This is a genomic window from Klebsiella sp. PK01, from assembly GCF_057624675.1.
Window position 1 is genome coordinate 258,181 of sequence record NZ_JBYEZM010000006.1, and the last position, 23,644, is coordinate 281,824.

Annotated in this window: 19 protein-coding genes; 9 read left to right on the plus strand and 10 right to left on the minus strand. The window is 55.9% G+C overall.

The features are described 5' to 3' along the window. Window positions 1-15: 15 nt before the first annotated feature. The gene (locus tag AC22LX_RS20040) at window positions 16-150 is read right to left on the minus strand and encodes a pyrBI operon leader peptide (protein ID WP_072201274.1); all 135 of its coding nucleotides are present in this window, start codon (window positions 148-150) and stop codon (window positions 16-18) included. A 164-nt stretch (window positions 151-314) separates the two neighbouring features. On the opposite strand from AC22LX_RS20040, the gene AC22LX_RS20045 reads away from it, so the two are divergent. Further along, window positions 315-767 (plus strand): YhcH/YjgK/YiaL family protein, encoded by a 453-nt coding sequence (locus tag AC22LX_RS20045; protein WP_046883302.1) that lies wholly within the window; start codon window positions 315-317, stop codon window positions 765-767. 54 nt (window positions 768-821) lie between these two features. Here the strand turns inward: AC22LX_RS20045 and argF are convergent, their stop codons facing one another. Beyond that, window positions 822-1,826 (minus strand): ornithine carbamoyltransferase, encoded by a 1,005-nt coding sequence (gene argF / locus AC22LX_RS20050; RefSeq protein WP_213292845.1) that lies wholly within the window; start codon window positions 1,824-1,826, stop codon window positions 822-824. Between the two features lie 163 nt (window positions 1,827-1,989). Here argF and rraB point away from each other — a divergent pair, with 163 nt between their 5' ends. Together rraB and miaE are read left to right on the plus strand one after the other, a co-directional pair. Continuing rightward, window positions 1,990-2,415, plus strand: coding sequence for a ribonuclease E inhibitor RraB (gene rraB, locus AC22LX_RS20055; protein ID WP_015368550.1), 426 nt, complete (start codon window positions 1,990-1,992; stop codon window positions 2,413-2,415). A 71-nt stretch (window positions 2,416-2,486) separates the two neighbouring features. After that, window positions 2,487-3,251, plus strand: a complete 765-nt coding sequence (miaE, locus tag AC22LX_RS20060; protein ID WP_032709717.1) for a tRNA isopentenyl-2-thiomethyl-A-37 hydroxylase MiaE — start codon at window positions 2,487-2,489, stop codon at window positions 3,249-3,251. Between the two features lie 248 nt (window positions 3,252-3,499). On the opposite strand, the gene AC22LX_RS20065 is transcribed toward miaE, so the two are convergent. Continuing rightward, window positions 3,500-4,003: a GNAT family N-acetyltransferase gene (locus tag AC22LX_RS20065; RefSeq protein WP_045394710.1), complete on the minus strand. Its 504-nt coding sequence runs from the start codon at window positions 4,001-4,003 to the stop codon at window positions 3,500-3,502. A gap of 184 nt (window positions 4,004-4,187) precedes the next feature. Between AC22LX_RS20065 and AC22LX_RS20070 the strand changes: the two genes are divergently transcribed. Continuing rightward, on the plus strand, window positions 4,188-5,384 hold the full coding sequence (locus AC22LX_RS20070) for a YjgN family protein (protein ID WP_080986069.1): 1,197 nt from the start codon (window positions 4,188-4,190) through the stop codon (window positions 5,382-5,384). A gap of 48 nt (window positions 5,385-5,432) precedes the next feature. Here AC22LX_RS20070 and AC22LX_RS20075 read toward each other — a convergent pair whose 3' ends face one another. The 3 genes from AC22LX_RS20075 to pepA form a co-directional block, all read right to left on the minus strand. Further along, a complete protein-coding gene (locus AC22LX_RS20075) occupies window positions 5,433-8,288 on the minus strand; it encodes a valine--tRNA ligase (protein ID WP_049060380.1) in 2,856 nt (951 codons plus the stop codon). Beyond that, window positions 8,288-8,731 carry a DNA polymerase III subunit chi gene (holC, locus tag AC22LX_RS20080; protein WP_020079783.1) on the minus strand — a complete coding sequence of 148 codons (444 nt, stop codon included), beginning with the start codon at window positions 8,729-8,731 and terminating at the stop codon, window positions 8,288-8,290. The genes AC22LX_RS20075 and holC overlap by 1 nt, the downstream gene beginning before the upstream one ends. Before the next feature lie 121 nt (window positions 8,732-8,852). Next, window positions 8,853-10,364, minus strand: coding sequence for a leucyl aminopeptidase (gene pepA / locus AC22LX_RS20085; protein ID WP_008807121.1), 1,512 nt, complete (start codon window positions 10,362-10,364; stop codon window positions 8,853-8,855). A 390-nt stretch (window positions 10,365-10,754) separates the two neighbouring features. Here pepA and lptF point away from each other — a divergent pair, with 390 nt between their 5' ends. Together lptF and lptG are read left to right on the plus strand one after the other, a co-directional pair. Then, entirely contained in the window at window positions 10,755-11,852 is a 1,098-nt protein-coding gene (gene lptF, locus AC22LX_RS20090; RefSeq protein ID WP_045394713.1) for an LPS export ABC transporter permease LptF, read from the plus strand. Further along, a complete protein-coding gene (gene lptG / locus AC22LX_RS20095) occupies window positions 11,852-12,934 on the plus strand; it encodes an LPS export ABC transporter permease LptG (protein WP_045394714.1) in 1,083 nt (360 codons plus the stop codon). Before lptF ends, lptG begins: the two co-directional genes overlap by 1 nt. 142 nt (window positions 12,935-13,076) lie before the next feature. Here the strand turns inward: lptG and AC22LX_RS20100 are convergent, their stop codons facing one another. Further along, complete coding sequence (locus AC22LX_RS20100) at window positions 13,077-14,579, minus strand: helicase HerA-like C-terminal domain-containing protein (RefSeq protein WP_487334166.1); 1,503 nt, start codon at window positions 14,577-14,579, stop codon at window positions 13,077-13,079. Between the two features lie 87 nt (window positions 14,580-14,666). Beyond that, entirely contained in the window at window positions 14,667-15,488 is an 822-nt protein-coding gene (locus AC22LX_RS20105; RefSeq protein WP_487334167.1) for a TIM barrel protein, read from the minus strand. Between the two features lie 355 nt (window positions 15,489-15,843). Between AC22LX_RS20105 and AC22LX_RS20110 the strand changes: the two genes are divergently transcribed. Beyond that, window positions 15,844-17,349, plus strand: a complete 1,506-nt coding sequence (locus AC22LX_RS20110; RefSeq protein WP_015368538.1) for a CoA-acylating methylmalonate-semialdehyde dehydrogenase — start codon at window positions 15,844-15,846, stop codon at window positions 17,347-17,349. Window positions 17,350-17,367: 18 nt separating this feature from the next. Beyond that, window positions 17,368-18,168: a 5-deoxy-glucuronate isomerase gene (gene iolB, locus AC22LX_RS20115; RefSeq protein WP_015368537.1), complete on the plus strand. Its 801-nt coding sequence runs from the start codon at window positions 17,368-17,370 to the stop codon at window positions 18,166-18,168. 85 nt (window positions 18,169-18,253) lie between these two features. On the opposite strand, the gene AC22LX_RS20120 is transcribed toward iolB, so the two are convergent. Together AC22LX_RS20120 and AC22LX_RS20125 are read right to left on the minus strand one after the other, a co-directional pair. Further along, window positions 18,254-19,108, minus strand: coding sequence for a MurR/RpiR family transcriptional regulator (locus AC22LX_RS20120; protein ID WP_015368536.1), 855 nt, complete (start codon window positions 19,106-19,108; stop codon window positions 18,254-18,256). Between the two features lie 148 nt (window positions 19,109-19,256). Further along, window positions 19,257-21,170, minus strand: coding sequence for a bifunctional 5-dehydro-2-deoxygluconokinase/5-dehydro-2-deoxyphosphogluconate aldolase (locus tag AC22LX_RS20125; protein ID WP_045394717.1), 1,914 nt, complete (start codon window positions 21,168-21,170; stop codon window positions 19,257-19,259). A gap of 527 nt (window positions 21,171-21,697) precedes the next feature. On the opposite strand from AC22LX_RS20125, the gene iolD reads away from it, so the two are divergent. Then, window positions 21,698-23,638 (plus strand): 3D-(3,5/4)-trihydroxycyclohexane-1,2-dione acylhydrolase (decyclizing), encoded by a 1,941-nt coding sequence (iolD, locus tag AC22LX_RS20130; protein WP_487334168.1) that lies wholly within the window; start codon window positions 21,698-21,700, stop codon window positions 23,636-23,638. Window positions 23,639-23,644 lie beyond the last annotated feature (6 nt).

Sequence of the window (23,644 nt, forward strand, 5' to 3'; positions counted from 1 at the left end):
CAAAAAAAAAGCCCCTTAAATAAGGGGCTTCGAGAATTCATTGAGCAACGGAAAGAAAAACGCCAGGCCAGCGCCTGCTTTCAGACGCGGTAAGACACAGCAATGTCGTACGCAATTGACCATATTTCCTCCCGGCAAAACGGCTGGCATTATACGCAGCTTTGATGAGCAATCAAGCGATTAATCCACAATCAGGGAAACGTTTGCCTGCGAAGGCTGCGCCAGCGCAAAAAACCGCGATAAAAATGTGGTCTGGCAGTGGTAAGCGGCGTATAAAACAAAAATGAAAAGCTGTTTTATATTTGAGGGCTCTTATGATTATCGGCAACATTCATCATCTGCAATCCTGGCTGCCAGACGCGCTGCGTCAGGCGATTGAGCATGTTAAGGCTCACGTCAACGAGGCGACGCCGCTCGGCAAGCACGATATCGACGGCAACAATCTGTTCTATCTGATTTCTGAAGACAGCACCGAACCGCAGGCCGAACGTCGCGCCGAGTATCACGCCCGCTATCTGGATATCCAGATTGTGCTGCGTGGTCAGGAAGGGATGACCTTCAGCACCTTACCCGCAGGCGAGCCGCAGACTGACTGGCTGGCGGACAAAGACATCGCCTTCCTCGCCGAGGGAGCGCAGGAGAAAACCGTTATCCTTAACGAGGGGGATTTTGTGGTGTTTTATCCAGGCGAAGTGCATAAACCGCTCTGTGCGGTCGGGGCGCCGGCGAAGGTGCGTAAAGCGGTGGTGAAGGTATTGATGGCTTAAAACGGGTAGCCCGGATACGCCTGGCGCTATCCGGGAATCTACCTTGGTTAATGGCTATTTTCCAAGCGTCGCCACCATCACCGCTTTGATGGTGTGCATACGGTTTTCCGCCTGATCGAAGACGATGCTCGCCGGCGATTCAAAGACTTCATCGGTCACTTCCATGCCGCCGTGCAGTCCATACTCCGCCGCCATCTGTTTGCCGAGAATGGTCTGGTCATCGTGGAACGCGGGCAGACAATGCAGGAATTTCACCTGCGGGTTGCCGGTCAATTGCAGCATGGCTTTATTCACCTGGTAACCGCGCAGCAGGGCGATACGCTCCGCCCATTTCTCTTTCGCCTCGCCCATCGACACCCACACGTCGGTATAAATGAAATCGGCGCCTTTTACGCCCGCGGCGATTTCTTCCGTCAGGGTAATATTGCCGCCGTGCTTTTTCGCCAGCGCAGTGCATTCCGCCACTAAACCTTCATCCGGCCAGCAGGCTTTCGGCGCCACCAGACGCAGATCCAGTCCGGTCAGCGCGGCGGCTTCCAGCATGGAGTTACCCATGTTGTTACGCGCGTCGCCGGCGTAGACCAGCGTCATTTCATTAAATGCCTTACCCGGCAGGTGCTCTTGCATGGTCAGCAGGTCGGCCAGGAGCTGCGTCGGGTGGAATTCATCGGTCAGGCCGTTCCACACCGGCACGCCGGCATACTCCGCCAGGGTTTCCACCAGCTCCTGGCCGTAGCCGCGATACTGAATACCGTCATACATGCGGCCCAGCACGCGGGCGGTATCTTTCATGGATTCTTTGTGGCCGATTTGGCTTCCGCTGGAACCGAGATAGGTCACGCGGGCGCCCTGGTCGTAAGCGGCAACTTCGAAAGAGCATCGTGTGCGGGTTGAGTCTTTTTCGAAGATGAGCGCGATGTTTTTGCCCTTCAGTTTCTGGGCCTCGATGCCGTTTTTCTTATCGGCTTTTAATTGCGCGGCCAGGTCGACAAGGCCGGTAATTTCTGCAGCAGTAAAATCCAGTAATCTCAAGAAATGCTTCTGATATAACGCGGACATAATTCCCTCACCTGGCAAACGCCACTATTGAATTAAAATTCACTTTATATGTATGAATATTCATTTGCAACCCCGAGTTAGAAATCTTTTACACAGAAGGTGGAGGCAATCACGGCGGTATGTGACAATAGGAGTATCTGCCGCACATTATGAGGAACGAGCCATGGCAAACCCGGAACTACTGGAAGAACAGCGTGAGGAAACGCGTCTGATTATCGAAGAGCTGCTGGAAGATGGCAGCGATCCGGACGCGCTGTATACCATTGAGCATCATCTCTCTGCCGATGATTTCGAAACGTTGGAAAAAGTGGCGGTAGAGGCCTTCAAGATGGGTTATGAAGTCACCGAGCCGGAAGAGCTGGAAGTCGAAGAAGGCGAAGTGGTGATCTGCTGCGATATCCTGAGCGAAAGCGCGCTTAACGCCGATCTGATCGACGCCCAGGTTGAACAGCTGATGAACCTGGCGGAAAAATTCAACGTTGAGTACGACGGTTGGGGTACCTACTACGAAGACCCGAACGGTGAAGACGATGACGGCGAAGATGACGAAGATTTAATTGACGAAGACGACAACGGCGTACGCCACTAAGTCGTCAACGGATACGGCGGCGTCTGCCGCCGTATATACCCGTCCTGATTAGGGTATAGCCTGGAGCTTTAATGGATTACCCGCAAATACTCTCCCCGATTTTAGCATTTCTTCACTGTCCTACGCCGCAGGCGTGGATTGACGAAGCCCGTAAACCGGAAAACCTGCCGCTGCTGCTGACCGACCATATGGTATGCGAGCTGAAAGCGGCGCAAAACGCCATGCTGCTGGTACGCCGCTACGTCGCCGATAAAGACGGCGCCGACGAGCTGCTGGAATGCCTGAAACCGTACGAAGACTTTACCTATCGCCGTGGGCCGGAGCCAGATTTTGTCGCTCTGCATAAACGGATCAACAAAAGCGCTATGCCGCGAACCAACGACCCGTGGGGCAGCCAGTTGCTCGACAGCATGATTCTGTTGATCAAAGAGGAGCTGCATCACTTCTGGCAGGTACGTGAGATCATGCTGGCGCGGGATATCCCTTACGTCAAAATCACCGCTAGCAACTATGCCCGCGGTATGCGCCGGGAGGTGCGATCGCACGAGCCGGTGATGCTGATCGATAAGCTAATTTGCGGCGCTTATATCGAAGCGCGCTCCTGCGAGCGTTTTGCCGCGCTGGCGCCGTGGCTGGATGATGATCTCCAGAAGTTTTATCTGTCGCTGCTGCGCTCCGAGGCCCGGCATTATCAGGATTACCTGGACCTGGCGCAGAAGATAGCGGGGGGAGATATCAGCGAGCGCGTACGCCAGCTTGGCGAGGCGGAAGCGGCATTGATTCTCCGCCCGGAGCCCGAGTTCCGCTTCCACAGCGGCGTACCGACGGCGCCGTAGCCAGCGATTTTTGGACTCGGTAGCCACTAATACTGGCAGTTTCAGGAGTCATGGGGAGAGATAGCGTTGAGAGCTTCAGCTCGTAATGGTACGGGCCGTAGGTCGGGTCAGGCGTTAGCCGCCACCCGACAAAAAAAACGGCACCGCGAGCCCGGGACATCCCTCGGCTAGCGCTACGCTTAGCCGGGCTACCGAACTGTAGCCCCGCTAAGCGTATCGCTACCGCGGACGCCTGCAATATCGAGGCGTTACAGCGTTTTCAACATCCGCACTTCACAATCGACGTGGCCGGTGCAGCCCAGCGGCCCGTCGATGTGTTCAAATCCGAGATGTTCATAAAGGGCAATCGCCTCTTTCAAAAAAGCGGTGGTCTCCAGATAGCAGCGTTTAAAACCCTGCTCGCGGGCGTGATCCATCGCCATCAGCGCCAGCTTTTTCGCCAGCCCTTTGCCGCGCGCCGCGGTCATAAAGTACATTTTCTGCAGCTCACAGATATCGGACTCGCTACACGAGAGCGGCGCCACGCCGCCGCCGCCAACCACTTCGCCATTTTGCTCCACAACCCAATAGGCGGAGCCCGGTTGGCTATAAAGTTCATAGAGTTCATCCAGGTTGGGATCAGCGACCGTATAGCCTTTATCGGCGGTCAGGCCGTATTCCGCGGAGACCTGGCGGATAACTTGGGCGATGGCGGCATTATCTGCCGCCGTAATGCGGCGTAAAGTAAAGGTCTGTGGCGCAGCAAGATTCATAGAATCACTCAATTTTAGCTTAAATAACCATACATTGTTTTAATACCATTATTCTTTAACCGACGCAAGGCGTGCATAAATATATTGCCGAGTAATTTCAAAATAATATATTCTGCATATTTAATGATGGTTATTCTGACTTATTATTTATATATATAATTTAAAGTACAAGGATGGCGGGGTTATGGATATTACTTTAGGGAAGAAGCCGCGTGCTAGTCATTATTTTGTCTTTCACGGACGGGCTCGCGCCTATTTCTTTATTTGTTTGGTCAATATTATACTGTCAGTAATTACTTTAGGGATATTCATTCCCTGGGCATGGGTACGTAGTCGCCGTTACCTTTGTGAAAATATGGAGGTTAACGGTAACCGTTTTGCTTACCACGGGAAGGGTTTCACGATTTTACTTAGCTGGCTGCTAATGTTTATCGTGCTGGTTTTACTCAGTCTGGCGCTTGCCATTTTCTCTCACGGCAGCGAAGAATGGGTGACGTTAGCATATCTTATCCTGCTGCCAGTCATGGTAATGAAGGGGTTAAGCTACCACGCGAATATGACCTCATTCGCTAATATTCGTTTCGGGTTTAAATGTAATCTGCTGCGCGCATGGTGGATTATGCTTGGGTTACCTTTGCTGATAGTCGTACTAACGGTGTTGATCCTCGCTATTCCTGGAAGTCGTATCTGGTTAGGTTCAGGCATAAATGACATGCTAGTGGGTTTCGTTGCGCTGGTTTTACTGGCGCTGTGTGTGATGGCCGTCGCCAGCGGGGTGGTTTACAGCCACTGGCTTGAACTGATCGGCAAAGGCGCAAGCTTAGGCAAAAATAAATTTAATATTTATATTAGCACTAAGCGTTGCGTCGTGGCTTTTTTATGGGCAATGGTAATTATATTGCCATTTATTATACTGTTTTTCGGGTTTTTCATTTCCGCATTCATGCAAATGATTACAGGATGTATGTTCGGCTTGTGTAATGAAAATACGGTTCTGTTTATGGCATTACGGCATCTTGGAACGGTGGCAGGAGGAAATTTATTTCTCACCATCGGCATCGTGTTAGCCATGACGTATATCCGGGTAGCTTTACGTAATCACGCGTGGAATAATTTGGTGCTTGGCGACAGCATTCATTTTCGTTCTACTCTGACGTTTTTTGGTCTTGCCCCGCGTTTATTGGCTCTGACGTTTCTTTCTCTGCTGACATTGGGTCTGGCGTACCCCTGGTTAAAGATTAATTTGATGCGCTATATTGCCGCCAACACCGAGGTAATGGGTGACGTTGAAACGCTCGACCTGCAGCAAGATGAGGCCCATAAACCACCAGTACCTGGCAAATTGTTCAGCGGTTTTTTACCTAACCTGCCGTTCTTATAATGTAAAAAAGCCGGAGCAAGCTCCGGCTTTTTATGCTTTGGCGAGCTATTACAGCGCGGCGATCACCGCCTGCTGTTCAATCAGTTTCGCTTTCGCTTCCGCATAGCCTTCCAGCTTCTCACGCTCTTTGGCGATAACCGCTTCCGGCGCGCGGGCCACAAAACCTTCATTGGACAGCTTGCTTTCGATACGGCCGATTTCCGCTTCGACTTTCGCCACTTCTTTCGCCAGACGCGCCAGCTCGGCTTCTTTGTCGATAAGGCCCGCCATCGGGATCAGCAGCTCGGCGCCGTCGATAATCTTAGTCACGGAAACCGGACCTTTATCATCGGCAGGCAGCACGGTGATGCTTTCCAGACGCGCCAGGTTCAGCAGGAAGCTACGGTTGTCGTTAACACGGCGCTCGGCATCTCTGCTGCAGCCGCGCAGCAGCAGTTCCAGCGGCTTGCCCGGAGCAATGTTCATTTCCGCCCGGATGTTACGTACGGCAACGATCGCCTGCTTCAGCCATTCGGTATCCGCCAGCGCCGCTTCATCAACCTGAGAAGCCTCATACTGCGGGAACGGCTGCAGCATGATGGTGTCAGCGTTAATACCGCAAATGACCTTCACGCGCTGCCAGATGGTCTCGGTGATGAAAGGAATAATCGGGTGCGCCAGGCGCAGCAGACCTTCCAGCACGGTCACCAGCGTATGGCGAGTGCCGCGCAGTTCCGCTTCGCTGCCGCCGTTCATGACCGGCTTGGTCAGTTCGAGGTACCAGTCGCAGAACTGGTTCCAGGTGAACTCATACAGGATGCCCGCGGCGATGTCGAAGCGGAAGTTATCCAGCGCTTCGCGGTACGCTTTCACGGTCTGGTTGAATTCAGCCAGGATCCAGCGGTCGGCCAGGGACAGCACCATCTCGCCGCCGTTAAAACCGCAATCCTGATCTTCGGTATTCATCAGCACGAAGCGGCTGGCGTTCCACAGCTTGTTGCAGAAGTTACGGTAACCTTCCAGACGCTTCATATCCCAGTTGATGTCGCGGCCGGTAGAGGCCAGCGCCGCCAGGGTAAAGCGCAGGGCGTCAGTGCCGTGCGGCTCGATGCCGTTCGGGAACTGTTTCTCGGTACGCTTGCGGATTTTTTCCGCCAGTTGCGGCTGCATCATGTTGCCGGTACGTTTCTCCAGCAGCTCCGGCAGGGTGATACCGTCAACCATATCCAGCGGGTCAATGACGTTACCCTTGGATTTGGACATCTTCTGGCCTTCGTCGTCGCGGATAAGGCCGGTCATGTAGACGGTCTTAAACGGAACCTGCGGCTTGCCGTTTTCATCTTTGATGAAGTGCATGGTCATCATGATCATGCGGGCAATCCAGAAGAAGATGATGTCGAAGCCGGAGACCATCACGCTGGTCGGATGGAACTGACGCAGCGCGTCGGTGTTTTCCGGCCAACCGAGGGTGGAGAAGGTCCACAGCGCGGAAGAGAACCAGGTATCCAGAACATCTTCGTCCTGACGCAGGGCAACGTCGGCGCTCAGGTTGTTTTCCTGACGCACTTCGTCTTCGCTACGGCCAACATAGACGTTGCCGTCGTTGTCATACCATGCCGGGATGCGGTGACCCCACCACAGCTGACGGGAAATACACCAATCCTGAATATCGCGCATCCAGGAGAAGTACATGTTTTCGTACTGCTTCGGCACGAACTGAATGTCGCCATTCTCAACGGCTTCAACTGCCGGCTTGGCCAGCACGTCGGCACGCACATACCACTGGTCGGTCAGCATCGGTTCGATAACCACGCCGCCGCGGTCGCCGTAAGGCACGGTCAGGTCGTGCGGTTTGATTTCTTCCAGCAGGCCCAGCGCGTCGACAGCGGCAACCATCGCTTTACGCGCGGCAAAACGTTCCATCTTCTGGAATTCAGCCGGGATCTCGTTGGAATAAACGTCGGATTCGTTGCCTTTGGTGTCATAGACTTCCGCGCTTTCGCGGATGTCGCCATCAAAGGTCAAAATATTAATCATCGGCAGCTGATGACGGCGGCCAACTTCGTAGTCGTTAAAGTCGTGCGCCGGGGTGATTTTCACGCAGCCGGTGCCTTTTTCCATGTCGGCGTGTTCGTCGCCAACAATCGGAATGCGGCGGTTAACCAGCGGCAGCACCACGAATTTACCAATCAGGTCTTTGTAGCGCGGGTCTTCCGGGTTTACGGCCACGCCGGTATCGCCCAGCAGGGTTTCCGGACGAGTGGTGGCGACCACCAGGTAATCTTTACCGTCAGCGGTTTTCGCGCCATCGGCCAGCGGATAGCGGATGTGCCACATGGAACCTTTCGATTCGCGGTTCTCTACTTCCAGGTCAGAGATGGCGGTGCGCAGTTTCGGGTCCCAGTTCACCAGGCGCTTGCCGCGATAAATCAGGTCTTCTTTGTACAGGCGAACGAAGACCTCTTTCACCGCGTTGGACAAGCCTTCGTCCATCGTGAAGCGCTCGCGCTCCCAGTCTACGGAGTTGCCGAGGCGGCGCATCTGGCGAGTAATGGTGCCGCCGGATTCCGCTTTCCACTGCCAGATTTTATCGATGAAGGCATCGCGACCGTAGTCGTGGCGGGTTTTACCTTCTTCAGCGGCAATCTTACGCTCAACCACCATCTGGGTGGCGATACCCGCGTGGTCGGTACCGGCCTGCCACAGGGTGTTTTTACCCTGCATGCGCTGGTAGCGAATCATGGTATCCATGATGGTTTGCTGGAAGGCATGACCCATATGCAAACTGCCGGTGACGTTCGGCGGCGGGATCATGATGCAGAAGCTCTCCTGGCTTTCATCACCATTCGGTTTGAAATAGCCCTGCTTTTCCCAGTGCTCGTAAAGCGGCTGTTCGATATCTTGTGGGTTGTATGTCTTTTCCATTATTTCCAGGTTGCCGTGTTCAGGTTGAAACCAGCCATGCGGTACGCTTTATAGCGTTCGCGCGCCAGTTGTTTCAGAGAATCTTCGTAAGGGACAAAGTCTATCACTTCTGTGAAAGCGGTGGCAAAATCTGCAAAGTTTAGCCGCAGGCTGATAAGAATATCCCGCGGACTGCTGTTGCGCTTTTGCGGCCAGGCAATTTCTACCGGCGCGCCGCCTCTCGGGCCTTCGCCCGCCAGGTTATGCGGCACAAAGCTCTCCGGCGGCCGCGTCCACAGCGCTTCGTCGAGGCGAATAGCCTGCTGTTCATCTTCACAGGCGATCAGTACGCGCTTGCCGTTGCGCCAACGTTCTGCGGCAATTTCACACACCAGCTGTTCGACGGCGCTGAGCTCGTCGACGGTGTCTTCGTTGTCCAGAAGATAGAACGTTGCGTTTTTCATATATGGGGCTTCTTGTTGTGGATTTAAATGCAAAGCCGGGTGGCGCTACGCTTACCCGGCCTACAAACGGCATCTTTCCGTAGGCCCGGTAAGCGTAGCGCCACCGGGCATCAGACGGCAATCACTCTTCGCCGTTAAAACCCGCACGATTGAGCAGGAACTGAGACAGCAGCGCCACCGGACGACCGGTTGCGCCTTTGGCCTTCCCGGAACGCCAGGCGGTACCGGCGATGTCGAGGTGTGCCCAGTTGTACTTGCGGGTGAAGCGTGACAGGAAGCAGCCAGCGGTAATCGCGCCGCCAGGACGGCCGCCGATGTTGGCCATATCCGCAAAGTTGGACTCCAGCTGATCCTGGAACTCGTCGGCCAGCGGCAGACGCCATGCGCGGTCGCCGGCCAGTTCGGAGGCGCCGATCAGCTCATGAGCCAGCGGGTTATGGTTCGACATCAGGCCGGTGATGTGATGACCGAGGGCAATCACGCAGGCGCCGGTCAGCGTTGCGACATCGATAACCGCTTCCGGTTCGAAGCGCTCAACGTAGGTCAACACGTCGCACAGCACCAGACGGCCTTCGGCATCGGTATTCAGCACTTCAACGGTCTGTCCGGACATGGTGGTCAGAACATCGCCCGGGCGATACGCGCGGCCGCCAGGCATGTTTTCACAGCCCGCCAGCACGCCGATGACGTTGAGCGGCAGCTGCAGCTCGGCAACCATTCGCATTACGCCGTAAACCGCCGCCGCGCCGCACATGTCGTACTTCATCTCGTCCATGCCTTCGGCAGGCTTGATGGAGATACCGCCGGAGTCGAAGGTCAGGCCTTTACCGACCAGCACGATAGGGCGCGCGTCTTCAGACGGGTTGCCTTTATACTCGATGACCGACATCAGCGACTCGTTCTGCGAACCGTTACCGACGGCGAGATAGGAGTTCATGCCCAGCTCGCGCATCTGCTGTTCGCCGATCACGCGGGTGATAACATTCTTGCTGTAAGTGTCGGCCAGCTGGCGCGCCTGGGAAGCAAGGTAAGCCGCGTTACAGATATTCGGCGGCATGTTGCCGAGGTCTTTCGCCGCTTTGATACCGGCTGCGATCGCCAGGCCATGTTGAATGGCGCGTTCGCCGCTGGTGAGCTCGCGGCGAGTCGGCACGTTGAAGACCATTTTACGCAGCGGACGACGCGGCTCGCTTTTGTTGGTCTTCAACTGATCGAAGCTGTAAAGCGTCTCTTTGGCGGTTTCAACGGCCTGGCGAACTTTCCAGTAGTTGTTGCGACCTTTAACGTGCAGTTCGGTCAGGAAGCAGACGGCTTCCATCGAACCAGTGTCATTCAGAGTATTAATGGTTTTCTGAATAACTTGTTTATACTGACGTTCATCCAGTTCGCGCTCTTTACCACAGCCGATGAGCAGAATGCGCTCAGACAGGATGTTCGGCACATGGTGCAGTAACAAGGTCTGGCCAGGCTTGCCTTCGAGCTCGCCGCGACGCAGCAGGGCGCTGATGTAACCGTCGCTGATTTTATCGAGTTGTTCGGCGATGGGGGAGAGGCGACGTGGTTCGAAGACGCCGACCACGATACAGGCACTCCGCTGCTTCTCCGGGCTACCGCTTTTTACACTGAACTCCATGCACTATGCTCCTGAATCTTAAAGACAACAGTGGTGGCTACGGCTATACTCGTCGCCTTTCCAGTTGCAGATGCGTTGGCTACGCCTGCTTACCCCTGACGCTGGCTGATGCCGCACCGGGGCTTCACAGTCCTGCCGCCTTTCTACAACTCGAAATCCATTGAGTATATAATTGCAAGCTTTCGTAACTCATGTCCGCTGTTGCGGTGACTTCGTGTTAATCTTAACGTTATTACGGCTTTGGTTCGTCAGAAAAGATCCTGATACGCAGAACCGATGAGTCATTTAATCTTAGCGATGTTTTCGACGACAAAAGAGAATAAATGACGTTTAAGCCATGAAACAAGCAATTTTCCTGCAATAAGACGGGTTTTTACGGGCGTATTTATAGTGATAATCATAAGATATCTGGTTCGTGAGACGCTGAAAAGCCAGTTGGCGATCCTATTCATCCTGTTGCTGATTTTCTTCTGTCAGAAACTCGTCAGGATCCTCGGCGCCGCGGTAGATGGCGATATCCCGACCAACCTGGTGCTCTCGCTGTTAGGGCTGGGCGTACCGGAAATGGCGCAGCTCATTCTGCCCCTGAGTCTTTTCCTCGGGCTGTTGATGACGCTCGGCAAACTGTATACCGAAAGTGAAATTACGGTGATGCACGCCTGCGGCTTAAGTAAAGCCGTATTGATTAAGGCGGCGATGATCCTCGCCCTGTTTACCGGCGCCGTCGCGGCGGTCAACGTGATGTGGGCGGGGCCGTGGTCGTCGCGCCATCAGGACGAAGTACTGGCGGAAGCCAAAGCTAACCCTGGAATGGCGGCGCTGGCTCAGGGCCAGTTCCAGCAGGCCAGCGACGGCAGCGCGGTGCTGTTTATCGAAAACGTCAACGGCAACCGCTTCAACGACGTGTTCCTGGCGCAACTGCGGCCTAAAGGCAACGCGCGTCCTTCCGTGGTGGTGGCGGACTCCGGCGAGCTGTCGCAGAAAAAAGACGGCTCCCAGGTGGTCACCATGACCCAGGGGACGCGTTTTGAAGGCACGGCGATGCTGCGCGATTTCCGTATTACCGACTTTAAAAACTACCAGGCGGTTATTGGCCATCAGGCGGTAGCGGCCGATCCCAGCGACACCGAACAGATGAATATGCGCACCCTGTGGCGTACCGACACCGATCGCGCCCGCGCCGAACTGCACTGGCGCTTCACGCTGGTGGCGGCGGTGTTCATGATGGCGCTGATGGTTGTCCCGCTCAGCGTGGTGAACCCGCGTCAGGGCCGCGTGCTGTCTATGCTGCCGGCGATGCTGCTGTATCTGGTGTTCTTCCTGCTGCAAACGTCGATCAAATCGAACGCGGGTAAAGGCAAAATGGACCCCGCCATCTGGATGTGGGGCGTGAACCTGCTCTACTTCGCGCTGGCGGTGCTGCTTAACCTGTGGGATACGGTGCCGATGCGTCGTTTCCGTGCCCGGTTTAATAAAGGAGCGGTGTGATGCAGGCGTTTGGCGTACTTGACCGCTATATCGGTAAAACCATTTTTAACACCATCATGATGACGCTGTTCATGCTGGTGTCGCTCTCCGGCATTATTAAGTTTGTCGACCAGCTGAAAAAAGCCGGGCAGGGCAGCTATGATGCGCTGGGAGCAGGACTCTATACCATTCTCAGCGTGCCAAAAGATGTGCAAATCTTCTTCCCAATGGCGGCCCTGCTTGGGGCTTTGCTGGGGCTGGGGATGCTGGCGCAGCGTAGCGAACTGGTGGTGATGCAGGCTTCCGGCTTTACCCGAATGCAGGTGGCGCTGGCGGTGATGAAAACGGCGATCCCGCTGGTGTTGTTGACCATGGCGATGGGTGAATGGGTGGCGCCGCAGGGCGAACAGATGGCGCGCAACTACCGTGCGCAGCAGATGTACGGCGGTTCGCTGCTGTCGACCCAGCAGGGTTTGTGGGCGAAAGACGGGCATAATTTTGTCTACATTGAGCGGGTGAAGGGCAACGATGAGCTGGGCGGGGTGAGCATCTACCAGTTTAACGACAACCGTCGTCTGCAATCGGTTCGCTATGCCGCTTCCGCTAAGTTTGATAATGAAGCTAAGGTTTGGCGTCTGTCGCAGGTTGATGAGTCCGACCTGACCGATCCGAAGCAGGTAACCGGCACCCAGATGGTCAGCGGTACCTGGAAGACCAAACTAACGCCGGACAAACTCGGCGTGGTTGCGCTGGATCCGGATGCGCTGTCAATCAGCGGCCTGCATAACTACGTGACCTATCTGAAGTCCAGCGGTCAGGATCCGGGCCGTTACCAGCTCAACATGTGGAGCAAAATCTTCCAGCCGCTGTCGGTGGCCGTGATGATGCTGATGGCGCTGTCGTTTATTTTTGGTCCATTGCGGAGCGTGGCGATGGGCGTGAGGGTCGTTACCGGGATTAGCTTCGGCTTTATCTTCTACGTCCTCGATCAGATATTTGGCCCACTGACGCTGGTTTACGGCATACCGCCAATCATCGGCGCGCTGCTGCCAAGCGCAAGCTTCTTCCTGATAAGCCTTTGGCTGATGATGAGAAAAGCGTAGTTCGATAAATGACCCGGCCAAGCGCAAGCAACGCCGGGTTTTTTGTGCCTGCCGTTTGAGTGGCTATCCGCAATGTAATGCCCTGTATTGTTGTCGCCCGGATCGGACGCAGCGCGCCGCAATCCGGGGCTCGACACTGACGTTAACGGCGCCTTCCGCCAAGCAGGCTGCCCAGCATGCCGCGGACAATCTGGTTGGTGACCTGACGTACGGCGCTTTTGGCCGCGGTCTGTACGATACCGTCTCGTTTACCGCCGCGCGGGCCGGTCGTGCCGAACAGAATATCTTTCAGTCTGCCGAGCAGCCCGTCGTCATCGCCGGTTTGTTGGCCTTTTGCCGGCGGCGCCGACTGCTGCTCTGTGGCGACCTGCACCCCTTTTTGCAGCATTTCGAAGGCCGACTCGCGGTCAATCTCTTCTTCATACTTGCCGTACAGCGCCGAGTGGTTAATCAGGCCATTACGCTCATCATCGCTGACCGGCCCCATACGTGAACATGGGGCGATGACCATCGCACGCTCAACTACCGACGGACTGCCTTTTTCGTCGAGGAAGGAGATCAGCGCTTCGCCGGTACCGAGCTCCTGAATGGCCTGCTCGGTACTGAACGCCGGATTGGCGCGCATGGTCTGGGCGGCGGTCTTCACCGCTTTTTGATCCTTCGGGGTAAAGGCTCGCAGGGCATGCTGCACGCGGTTGCCCAACTGGCCGAGCACGGCATCCGGGATATCCGACGGATTCTGCGAGACAAAATAGACGCCGACCCCTTTAGAACGGATAAGGCGAATCACCTGCTCGATTTTATCCAGCAGTACCTGCGGCGCATCGTTAAACAGCAGGTGGGCTTCGTCGAAGAAGAACACCAGCTTCGGTTTTTCGAGGTCGCCGGCTTCCGGCAGGCGCTCGTAGAGTTCGGAGAGCATCCACAGCAGGCTGGCGGCGTAAAGCTTTGGCATCTGATAGAGCTTTTCGGCGCTGAGGATATTAATCACCCCTTTACCGCTGGCATCGACACGCATCCAGTCCTGAATATCCAGCATCGGTTCGCCGAAGAAGTGCTCTGCGCCTTGCTGCTCCAGGGTCAACAGACCACGTTGGATAGCGCCTACCGACGCGCTGCTGATGTTGCCGTACTGATTCTGGAAAGCTTTGGCGTTATCGCCAATAAACTGGGTAATGGCGCGAAGATCTTTAAAGTCGAGCAGCAGCAGACCGCGATCGTCAGCGATACGGAAAATAATGTTCAGCACGCCGCTTTGTACTTCATTCAGGTTGAGCAAGCGGGCGAGCAGCAGGGGGCCGAGGTCAGACACCGTGGCGCGCACCGGGTGGCCCTTTTCACCAAAGATATCCCAAACAACCACCGGATTGGCGTGCGGCTCCCAGTCGGTAACGCCGATTTTTTCCAGACGCGCCTGAAGTTTCTCAGAGCTCTGGCCTGCCTCCGCGATACCGGTCAGGTCGCCTTTCACATCGGCCATAAAGACCGGCACGCCGATCTCAGAAAACGACTCCGCCAGCTTTTGCAGAGTAACGGTTTTACCGGTGCCGGTGGCGCCGGTAATTAAGCCGTGACGGTTGGCCATTGCCGGCAGCAGATGGAGCTGTTTGTCCAGCGTGCGTGCAATTAGCAGGGGTGAGCTCATGATCGATTCCTCCATTTATCCTGCGTCGATTATAGGCAACCTGACAGCAAAAAGAGGGAGGAAATCGATAACTCTCAACGTTTAATCTCACGCGCAGTGGCGTTGAATCAGCGCAATGCTCTGTTCAATCTCGCGGCGAATATCCTCTTCACGCCATGACGCCAGCTGCGGGGCGAAAGGCTCGAAGGCGTAATCGCCACGATATCCGCGGGCTTCGAGATGTTTTACCTGCTGGCAGGTCAGCAGCCTATCTTGTGGTGTCAGCATGATGCGCTCGTCGTCGGTCAACTGTTCTCGCGGGCGGGGATCGTCGACGCCGGAGAGATGCACCAGGCCTATATCAGTAATGTCCAGCTGGCTGAATTCCTCTTCAGCTTGTGGATAGAGGTGATGGTGGAAAGTATCAATTAACAGTTTAAACGGCACCTGGGCGTCGCGAATGAGTGCCTGAGCCTGAACCGCAGAGCGTAGAGAACTTTGTGGGAACCCAAGCGGCTCGACCAGGCCCTGAATGCCATATTGTTCGAACAGCGCCGCCAACTCGCGCATAGCGGCAAGCGTTTCTTGCGGCGCTACAGCGGTGCCATCATTTAACGGGCACATCACCAGCGATTTGGCGCCAATAGCCTGCGCCTCTTTTAGCAGCGACTCCGTCAGCTGACGTACTTCAGCGCTGCGGCGGTTGAATGGATAGACGGCGTTGATCGTCAGAATTTCAAGCTGGTAACGGTCGGCCAGCCTGCGCACCTGCTGGTGGGTAAGCGCGTCGGTGACTTTACCGCTGGGTAAATCATTACGCAGCTCGACCTTATGCAGCCCGAGTTCGCTCACCAGACGGAAAAACGCCTCAATGCTGAGCGACGGCGCAATTTTACGATTGATACAGAAACGCTGCAGGGCAATGGCCATTTGACACTCCTGACAAGATGTTGACTGGTTTAGTTCGATTGCCAGATAGTTAAAATGTTTATTTCATCATTGGCAATGGATGAAATGATGGTTATTTGAGCACGATCGCAAAATAGTTGCTGCGCTATTTCATGGTTTACATCAACAATAACCGCAGAAATTCTCACCATCTCTACCGCTGTGATATGAAATCACATAGAGACAGGCTTGCTGAAAAATGCGACAGCTATCACCAAAGTGGAATTTCATTTTATCTGTTTATTGAAATATAAATTTCATTTTACTACGGTTATAGCACAGCACAATCAGCGACGGGCCGTAACTTGAACGGCCTTCTACACTATGAGGCGAGAAGATGACTATCACAGGTAACTTTATTGGTGGGAAAACGGTAACCAGCAGCAGCCGCGAAACGATGCCGGTGTACGACCCGGCCACTGGCGATGTAGTTCGCGAAGTCACGCTTTCCACCGCGCAGGAGGTTTCCGACGCAATCCAGGTCGCTCGCGACGCTTTTGACAGCTGGTCCCGCACCACGCCGTTGCGCCGCGCCCGCGTGCTGTTCAATTTTAAAATGCTGCTCGAACAGCACGTCGATGAACTGGCGGGAATTATCGTTAGCGAGCACGGCAAAGTGTGGTCCGATGCGTTGGGCGAGCTGACCCGCGGCATGGAAGTGGTTGAGTTTGCCTGCGGTATTCCGCATCTCATTAAAGGTGAGTTTTCTTCCGACGTGGGTACCGGCGTCGACAGCTATTCGCTCATGCAGCCGCTGGGCGTGGTGGCGGGGATAACGCCATTTAATTTCCCGGCGATGGTGCCGATGTGGATGTTCCCCATCGCGCTGGCCTGCGGCAACAGCTTCGTGCTGAAACCACCGGCGCTGGCGCCGACCGCGGCGGTACGCATGGCTGAGTTACTGAAAGAAGCCGGTCTGCCGGATGGCGTCTTTAACGTCATCCATTGCAGCAATGAAGATGCCGAACAGCTTTATACCGACCCGCGTATTGCCGCCGTCAGCTTTGTCGGTTCATCTGGCGTAGCGGAATATATCTATAAAACCGCCAGCGCTCACGGAAAACGCGTCCAGGCGTTTGGCGCGGCGAAAAACCATGCCATCGTGATGCCGGACGCCGATCTTGATGCGACCGTGAATGCCATCATGGGCGGCGCGTATGGTTCCGCAGGCGAGCGCTGTATGGCCCTGCCGGTAGTGGTGGCCGTCGGTGACGAGACCGCAGATAAGTTAATCGCCCGCCTGAAACCATTAGTCGAGTCGCTGAAAGTCGGTCCCGGCTGCCTGCGCGGTAAAGACGAAAACGAAATGGGGCCGGTGGTATCCGAAGCGCATCAGAAAAAAGTACTTGGCTATATTGATAAGGGCGTCAGCGAAGGGGCGTCGTTGGTGGTGGATGGCCGCAGGCTTCGCGTGGCCGGGCATGAGGACGGATATTACGTTGGCGGTACGCTGTTTGACCATGTCACTCCGGAAATGACCATCTGGCGTGAAGAGATTTTTGGCCCGGTGCTGGGGATCGTCCGCGTCGCTGATTACCAAAGCGCGCTGGCGCTGGTTAACAGCCACGAATTTGGTAACGGCAGCGCCGTCTTTACCAGCAATGGTCATACCGCCCGCGAGTTCGTTCATGATGTACAGGCCGGCATGGTTGGCGTCAACGTACCGGTGCCGGTGCCGATGGCCTTCCATAGCTTTGGCGGCTGGAAGCGCTCGGTATTTGGCGCGCTGAACGTCCACGGGCCTGACGGCGTTCGCTTCTATACCCGTATGAAAACTGCCACCGTGCGCTGGCCGCAGGGGCAGCAAACCGTATCTGAATTCAGTATGCCGACGTTAGGTTAATCGGCGAAGGAGAACGCTATGTCGTTATTGGCTAAAGCGCAAAAAGAGGGACATATCCAGCACATCACCCCGCAGAGCGCGGGGTGGCATTATATTGGCTTTGATGTCTGGATGTTAAAACAGGGGCAAACCGTGACCCTGGAGAGCGGTGATCGTGAGCTATGTCTGGTACTGGTTTCCGGGCTAGCCTCGATCAAAACTCAGCACGCCGATTTTCCCGACCTCGGTAAACGCATGTCGCCATTCGAGCGTACGCCGCCGTGGTCGGTCTATGTGCCGCCGCACGATAAGGTCGAGGTCACTGCAGATTCCGATCTTGAGCTGGCGGTTTGCAGCGCGCCGGGCAAAGGCAGCTTCCCGGCGCGAGTGATACGGCCTGAGGATGTCGGCGTAGAGCATCGCGGTAAAGGGCGCAACCAGCGCCTGGTGCACAATATTCTGCCGGATAACGCCCAGGCGGATTGCCTGCTGGTGGTGGAAGTCTACACCGAAGAAGGGGCGACCAGCTCCTGGCCATCGCACAAGCACGATACCGCGCTGCCGGGGCAGGAAACCCAGCTGGAAGAGACCTACTACCACCGCTTCGATCCGCCGCAAGGCTTTGCCTTTCAGCGAGTGTACACCGATGACCGCAGCCTGGATGCCTGTATGGCGCCCTATAACCATGATGTGGTGATGGTGCCGCGCGGCTACCATCCGGTAGCGGCGATCGCCGGTTACAACAGCTACTATCTGAACGTAATGGCGGGGCCGGATCGTAAGTGGCTATTTACCTGGGAAGACGATCACGCCTGGATCAACAGCGATCGCTATTCATAGTGCGCGATAAACGAGAAAAGCCGGGGATGTCCCCGGCTTTTTTGTCTGTTGATTGCCGTTGTTTACAGCGTAGCGCAACGGGTAATCAGGCGCGGTGCTGCTGCGGCTCTTTGCTGCTATTCAATGCCAGCGATACCGCCAACGTCTGCGCCAGGCACAGCGAGGCCACCTGCGAACGGAAACCATCTACCTGCGCTTCACGCACCACAAAGCACACATCACTGAAGGCGGCAAGCGGGCTTACCTGGCTATCGGTAATGGCGATTTGTCGCGCCTTGCGCTGGGCGCCAAGCTCAACCAGCTCCACCACTTCACGGGCGTAGGGCGAGAAACTCACCGCCACAACCACATCCTTCGGCCCCACCAGACTGAGCTGCTCGGTGAACATCCCGCCGAGGCCGTCGATCAGGAAGGCTTTGCGATCCAGATGGCGCAGCGCGTAGGTCAGGTAAGAGGCGACGCTGAACGAACGACGCAGACCGATAACATAGATATTTTCCGCATCCGCCAGTAAATCTACCGCCCGGTTGAGGTCTTCGCCGGAGGTCTGCATTGCCAGTTGCTGCAGCGCCTGGGTATTGACCATGCTGAACATGTTGAGGATTTCCGTCGGCGTTTCCGGCGGCGTCGTTTCGTCGTTAGTGGTCTGGCGGAACAGACGCGCGCGCTCGGTGTAGTTGGCGGTCTCTTCCATCAGATGCTGCCTGAACATCTGCTTCATTTCGTTAAAGCCGCTGAAGCCAAAGGCGTTAGCGAAGCGAATCAGCGTTGAGGGCGGAACGTCAGCCTGTTGCGCAATGGAGGCTACGGTATCGAAAGCAACGCTATTACTGTTATCCAGTATATAGCGCGCCACCTGCTTCAGACGTTTGCTGAGCGTGTCGTAGCGCCGTCTGATTTCATCCTGCAGGATGGTCAGTTGGGTCGGATTATTAGCCATAAGTTGCGCTCTGAGAAAATGGAAGGAATATGGCTTCCAGTGTACCAAATGAAGCGAATTTTTCATTTTTTGCGATGAAATACGCGATTCATTTCACGAAGAAACCGCAGGCCCGCCATTTTCAAGGAAGAGGCGGGCCTGAAGGAGGTTAGCCGCGCGCTTCGCGCCAGTAGCCGATGAGCCGCAAATAGTTACGCTTCACTTCATCGATTAGCGCGGCGTCATCCAGTTCGCCCTGCATCCAGCGGCGCGAAGGCTGGCCAAAGATGGTGCGGCCGACGGCAAAACCCTTGATCATCGGGTGTCCGGCCGCTTCGGCGAAACCTGAACGCAGGCGATCCGATGGGGCATCCAGCCCCAGGAGCAGGATGCCCCGGCACCATGGATCTTCGCGCTCGATAAGCGCTGAGATCCGCTCCCACTGGGCGCTGGCCAGCGGCGGCAGTTTCCACCAGTCCGGCTGGATCCCCAACTGATAGAAGTGCTCCAGCATAGTGTGGTAGTGGCGTTCGTCTTTGTCCGGTCCGTTCTCCGGCAGGATCACTTCCAATAGCAGCTCGTGTCCGGACTTATTACAGGCCTGCCATACTTCCAGCAGCAGCGCGTCCTGCTCGGCGCGCAGCGCCGCCGGATCGTCCGGATGGTAAAAGACCAGACATTTGACGACGTGCTCCAGCGGCCAGTCGATCAGCTGCGAGCCAATATTGCCATGCTCAAGGCGCAGCGGACGTGAACTGGGGAGCTCGATCGGCCGGCCGATCCACCAGCCTTTACCGGTAATGGCGTTAAGCGCACGCTGGCCGTAGGTGCCGTCGGCCAGGATACCGCTACGCTGTTCAAGCCCGGCCTCAGCGGCTGCGGCTTCGGCGGCTGCCAACAGTAGCAGCTTGAGCCGGGGAATGCAGGCCGGATCGCGGCCGGTTTCTAACGCCAGGTCCGCCAGTTGTTTGCGGTGGTCAAAGGCGAAGATACATAGCTCTGGCCACGGCTGGCGGCGGCTGGTCACCCGGTGCAAGTGATTGAGCCGCGCATCGATATCCGGGCGCGGAACGGCATCTGCCCGCGATAGATAATCATCAAGTTCGACTTTCGTCGGCATCGCCGGCGCGCAGCCGTGGCGCGAAACCACCAGCGCGCCGCAGGCGTTGGCGTAGCGGCAGGCCTGTTCCCAGCCTTCATCATTCAGCCAGCCGCGCAGCAGGCCGGACATAAAGGCGTCGCCGGCGCCGAGCACGTTAAGCACCTCGACGCGAACGCCCTGCTGCAGCGGGACGCTATCCCAGCTATCCGGGATCGCGCCTTCCAGCACCACGCAACCCATCGGCCCGCGCTTGCAGACCAGCGTCGCGTTAGTGGCGTGGCGCACGTTTTTCAGCGCGGTGAGGGTGTCGGTACTGCCGCCGGCAATATGAAACTCCTCTTCGGTGCCCACGACTAAATCGAACAGATGCAGAACTTCCTGCAGCTGGCGGGTCACCGGTCCGGATTCAATGAAACGCGTTTCACCGTCGCCCAGCGAAGTAAGCCCCCACAGCACCGGACGGTAATCGATATCCAGCGCGGTACGCAGGCCGTGGCGGCGGGCGTATTCCAGCGCCTTCAGTACCGCGTCTCGGGTATTGGCGTGTGAAAGGTGGGTGCCGGTCACCGCCAGAGCGCGTGAAGAGGCGATGTACTCCTCATTGATATCGTCAGGCGTCAGCGCCATATCGGCGCAGTTGTCGCGGTAGAAAATCAGCGGGAAGGTATCCTGATCCTTAATGCCCAGCATCACCAATGCGGTCAGCCGTTCTTTATCCGTGATCAGATATTCGGTATCGACACCTGCGCGGCGGAGGGTTTCACGCAGAAACCGGCCGTTGTGCTCATCGCCCACCCGCGCCAGCATTGCCGATTTTAATCCCTGAATGGCGGTACCAAAGGCGACGTTGCCCGAGGAGCCGCCGAGATACTTGGCGAAACTGGCCACATCTTCCAACCGTGCCCCTATCTGCTGGGCGTAGAGATCGACGGCCACCCGGCCAATACAGATGACGTCGAGCCGCTTAACTGCTGCATTCATCGCTAGGGTTTCCTTTTGCAAATCTGCTGCCAGGAGAAGGTCGCATGAGTGACAGTCTGCCGTGAACAGCCTGATGGTTATTAGTTATCTCTAGTTTGAGAAATAAATATTTCATTTTCAAATCTAATCGAAATTAAAAAACCAAAAGTGTGAAGGATCTACCACTCTGCGCGGCTGAGCAGCTGCCTGCTCATACATGCTGTCTGCGTCCCGTTTACCCATGTCCCCCTTTTTTTAATATCAATATTATCCATAATTTTCATGTAGATAATCTTGTTTTTCCTCTTTTGTTTGGAAACCTGCTCGCGAAGGAGATGTAAGTGAAACGTGTGAAATGGGTAGAGAGTTTGATCCTTCTCGCAAAATGAAACATTTCTTCTGTATTTGTGTTTAATGAAAAAAATGTTTGCCTATAATCCAAAAATATTCCAGTGGACGTTAACGGCTTTCCCTCACCTACGCCATCTTCTTTGGCGAGCAAAGCGCTAACTCACACGACAAATACTGAACGATAAGGATTAGGCAACATGGGCAAATTGAGACTGACAATGGCGCAGGCGCTGGTGAAGTTCCTTGATAACCAGTATCTGGAGGTGGACGGCGAAGCGCAGAAATTCGTGAAAGGGATTTTCGCTATTTTTGGTCACGGCAACGTGTTGGGCTTAGGCCAGGCGCTGGAAGAGAACAGCGGCGAACTGCGGGTTTACCAGGGGCGTAATGAACAAGGCATGGCCCATGCGGCCACCGGCTTTGCCCGCCAGTCACTGCGCCGGCAGATCATTGCCTGCACTTCTTCCATCGGTCCGGGAGCGGCCAACATGATCACCGCCGCGGCGACGGCAACGGCCAACCGTATCCCGTTGTTATTACTGCCGGGCGATGTATTCGCCACCCGCCAGCCGGACCCGGTACTGCAGCAAATCGAACAGAGCTACGATCTGAGTATCACGACTAACGACGCATTTCGCGCGGTGAGTAAGTACTGGGATCGTATTATCCGCCCGGAACAGCTCATGAGCGCCTGCATTAATGCCATGCGCGTGCTGACGGATCCGGCGGAAACCGGCGCCGTCACCTTGTGTCTGCCGCAGGACGTGCAGGGTGAAGTCTGGGATTATCCCGAGTCCTTTTTTGCCCGCCGTGTCCACCGTCTGGATCGCCGTCCGCCAAGCGCGGCGCAGTTGGCGGATGCGGTAGCGGCAATTAAAGCCAGCCGTAAACCGCTCATCGTCTGCGGCGGCGGCGTGAAATATTCCGCGGCAGGCGATGCGCTGGTGAGCTTCGCCGAACGTTACGGCATTCCGTTTGCGGAAACGCAGGCCGGTAAGGGCACGGTGGTTTCATCGCATCCGCTGAACGTCGGTGGCGTTGGCGAAACGGGCTGTCTGGCTGCCAACCTGTTGGCGAAAGAGGCCGATTTGGTCATCGGTATCGGCACACGCTTTAGCGATTTCACTACCTCCTCGAAATGGATATTCCAATCCCCTGGCGTGCGCTTTCTTAACGTTAACGTCAGTAATTTTGATGCCTGGAAGCTGGACGGCATCCCAATGCTGGCGGACGCCCGCGAGGCGCTAAGCGCGCTCAGCGCTGCGCTGTCGAACGAGCCCTGGCAGGCAGAATGGGGCGCGCAGATTGCAAGCGTGCAGAGCCGGCAGATGAAAGAGACCCAGCGCGTCTATCAGGCGGTCTGGCAGGAAACGGATTTCGTACCAGAAATTGATGACCATATTGACCGTGAATCGGTATATCGCGAATTCCGTCAAATCACGGATTCTACCCTGACGCAAAGCAGCGTTCTTGGCCTGCTGAACGAGTCGCTGGCGGCGGATGCGGTCATTGTGGCGGCGGCGGGCAGCCTGCCGGGGGATTTACAACGCGTCTGGCGCAACCGGGCGCCGAACACCTATCACGTCGAGTACGGCTACTCATGCATGGGTTATGAAGTCAACGCCGCTCTCGGCGTGAAGCTGGCGCAGCCGCAGAGCGAGGTCTATTCGCTGGTCGGCGATGGCTCCTTCATGATGCTGCACTCTGAACTGGTCACTTCCTTGCAGGAGCGGGCGAAGATCAACGTCATCCTGCTCGACAACATGGCTAACGGCTGCATCAACAACCTGCAGCTGGAACACGGTATGGATAGCTTTGGCACCGAGTTCCGCTACCGCTCGGCGGAAAACGGCCAGCTGCAGGGCGGGCTGGTACCGGTGGATTTCGCCACGATCGCTTCCGGCTACGGCTGCAAGACCTGGCGGGTCACCACCCTCGATGAGCTTCGCCACGCGCTGGATGCCGCTCGCCGTGAAACCGTCAGCACGCTTATCGACATTAAAGTACTGCCGAAAACCATGGTCCACAAATACGGTAGCTGGTGGAACGTTGGCGTGGCGCAGACGGCGCTGTCGGAACGTATCCGTAAAGTCGCTGAAATGATTAATGAAAAACGCGCCCAGGCGCGGGATTACTAACAAAGA

Excerpts from the sequence above, each read along its gene's own strand:
- rraB (WP_015368550.1), top strand. The coding sequence starts at position 1,990 with ATGGCAAACCCGGAACTACTGGAAGAACAGCGTGAGGAAACGCGTCTG.
- lptG (WP_045394714.1), top strand. The coding sequence starts at position 11,852 with ATGCAGGCGTTTGGCGTACTTGACCGCTATATCGGTAAAACCATTTTT.
- holC (WP_020079783.1), bottom strand. The coding sequence starts at position 8,731 with ATGAAAAACGCAACGTTCTATCTTCTGGACAACGAAGACACCGTCGAC.
- argF (WP_213292845.1), bottom strand. The coding sequence starts at position 1,826 with ATGTCCGCGTTATATCAGAAGCATTTCTTGAGATTACTGGATTTTACT.
- miaE (WP_032709717.1), top strand. The coding sequence starts at position 2,487 with ATGGATTACCCGCAAATACTCTCCCCGATTTTAGCATTTCTTCACTGT.
- iolB (WP_015368537.1), top strand. The coding sequence starts at position 17,368 with ATGTCGTTATTGGCTAAAGCGCAAAAAGAGGGACATATCCAGCACATC.
- AC22LX_RS20110 (WP_015368538.1), top strand. The coding sequence starts at position 15,844 with ATGACTATCACAGGTAACTTTATTGGTGGGAAAACGGTAACCAGCAGC.
- AC22LX_RS20100 (WP_487334166.1), bottom strand. The coding sequence starts at position 14,579 with ATGAGCTCACCCCTGCTAATTGCACGCACGCTGGACAAACAGCTCCAT.
- AC22LX_RS20120 (WP_015368536.1), bottom strand. The coding sequence starts at position 19,108 with ATGGCTAATAATCCGACCCAACTGACCATCCTGCAGGATGAAATCAGA.
- AC22LX_RS20045 (WP_046883302.1), top strand. The coding sequence starts at position 315 with ATGATTATCGGCAACATTCATCATCTGCAATCCTGGCTGCCAGACGCG.
- AC22LX_RS20125 (WP_045394717.1), bottom strand. The coding sequence starts at position 21,170 with ATGAATGCAGCAGTTAAGCGGCTCGACGTCATCTGTATTGGCCGGGTG.
- AC22LX_RS20070 (WP_080986069.1), top strand. The coding sequence starts at position 4,188 with ATGGATATTACTTTAGGGAAGAAGCCGCGTGCTAGTCATTATTTTGTC.
- pepA (WP_008807121.1), bottom strand. The coding sequence starts at position 10,364 with ATGGAGTTCAGTGTAAAAAGCGGTAGCCCGGAGAAGCAGCGGAGTGCC.
- iolD (WP_487334168.1), top strand. The coding sequence starts at position 21,698 with ATGGGCAAATTGAGACTGACAATGGCGCAGGCGCTGGTGAAGTTCCTT.
- AC22LX_RS20065 (WP_045394710.1), bottom strand. The coding sequence starts at position 4,003 with ATGAATCTTGCTGCGCCACAGACCTTTACTTTACGCCGCATTACGGCG.
- AC22LX_RS20040 (WP_072201274.1), bottom strand. The coding sequence starts at position 150 with ATGCCAGCCGTTTTGCCGGGAGGAAATATGGTCAATTGCGTACGACAT.
- AC22LX_RS20105 (WP_487334167.1), bottom strand. The coding sequence starts at position 15,488 with ATGGCCATTGCCCTGCAGCGTTTCTGTATCAATCGTAAAATTGCGCCG.
- AC22LX_RS20075 (WP_049060380.1), bottom strand. The coding sequence starts at position 8,288 with ATGGAAAAGACATACAACCCACAAGATATCGAACAGCCGCTTTACGAG.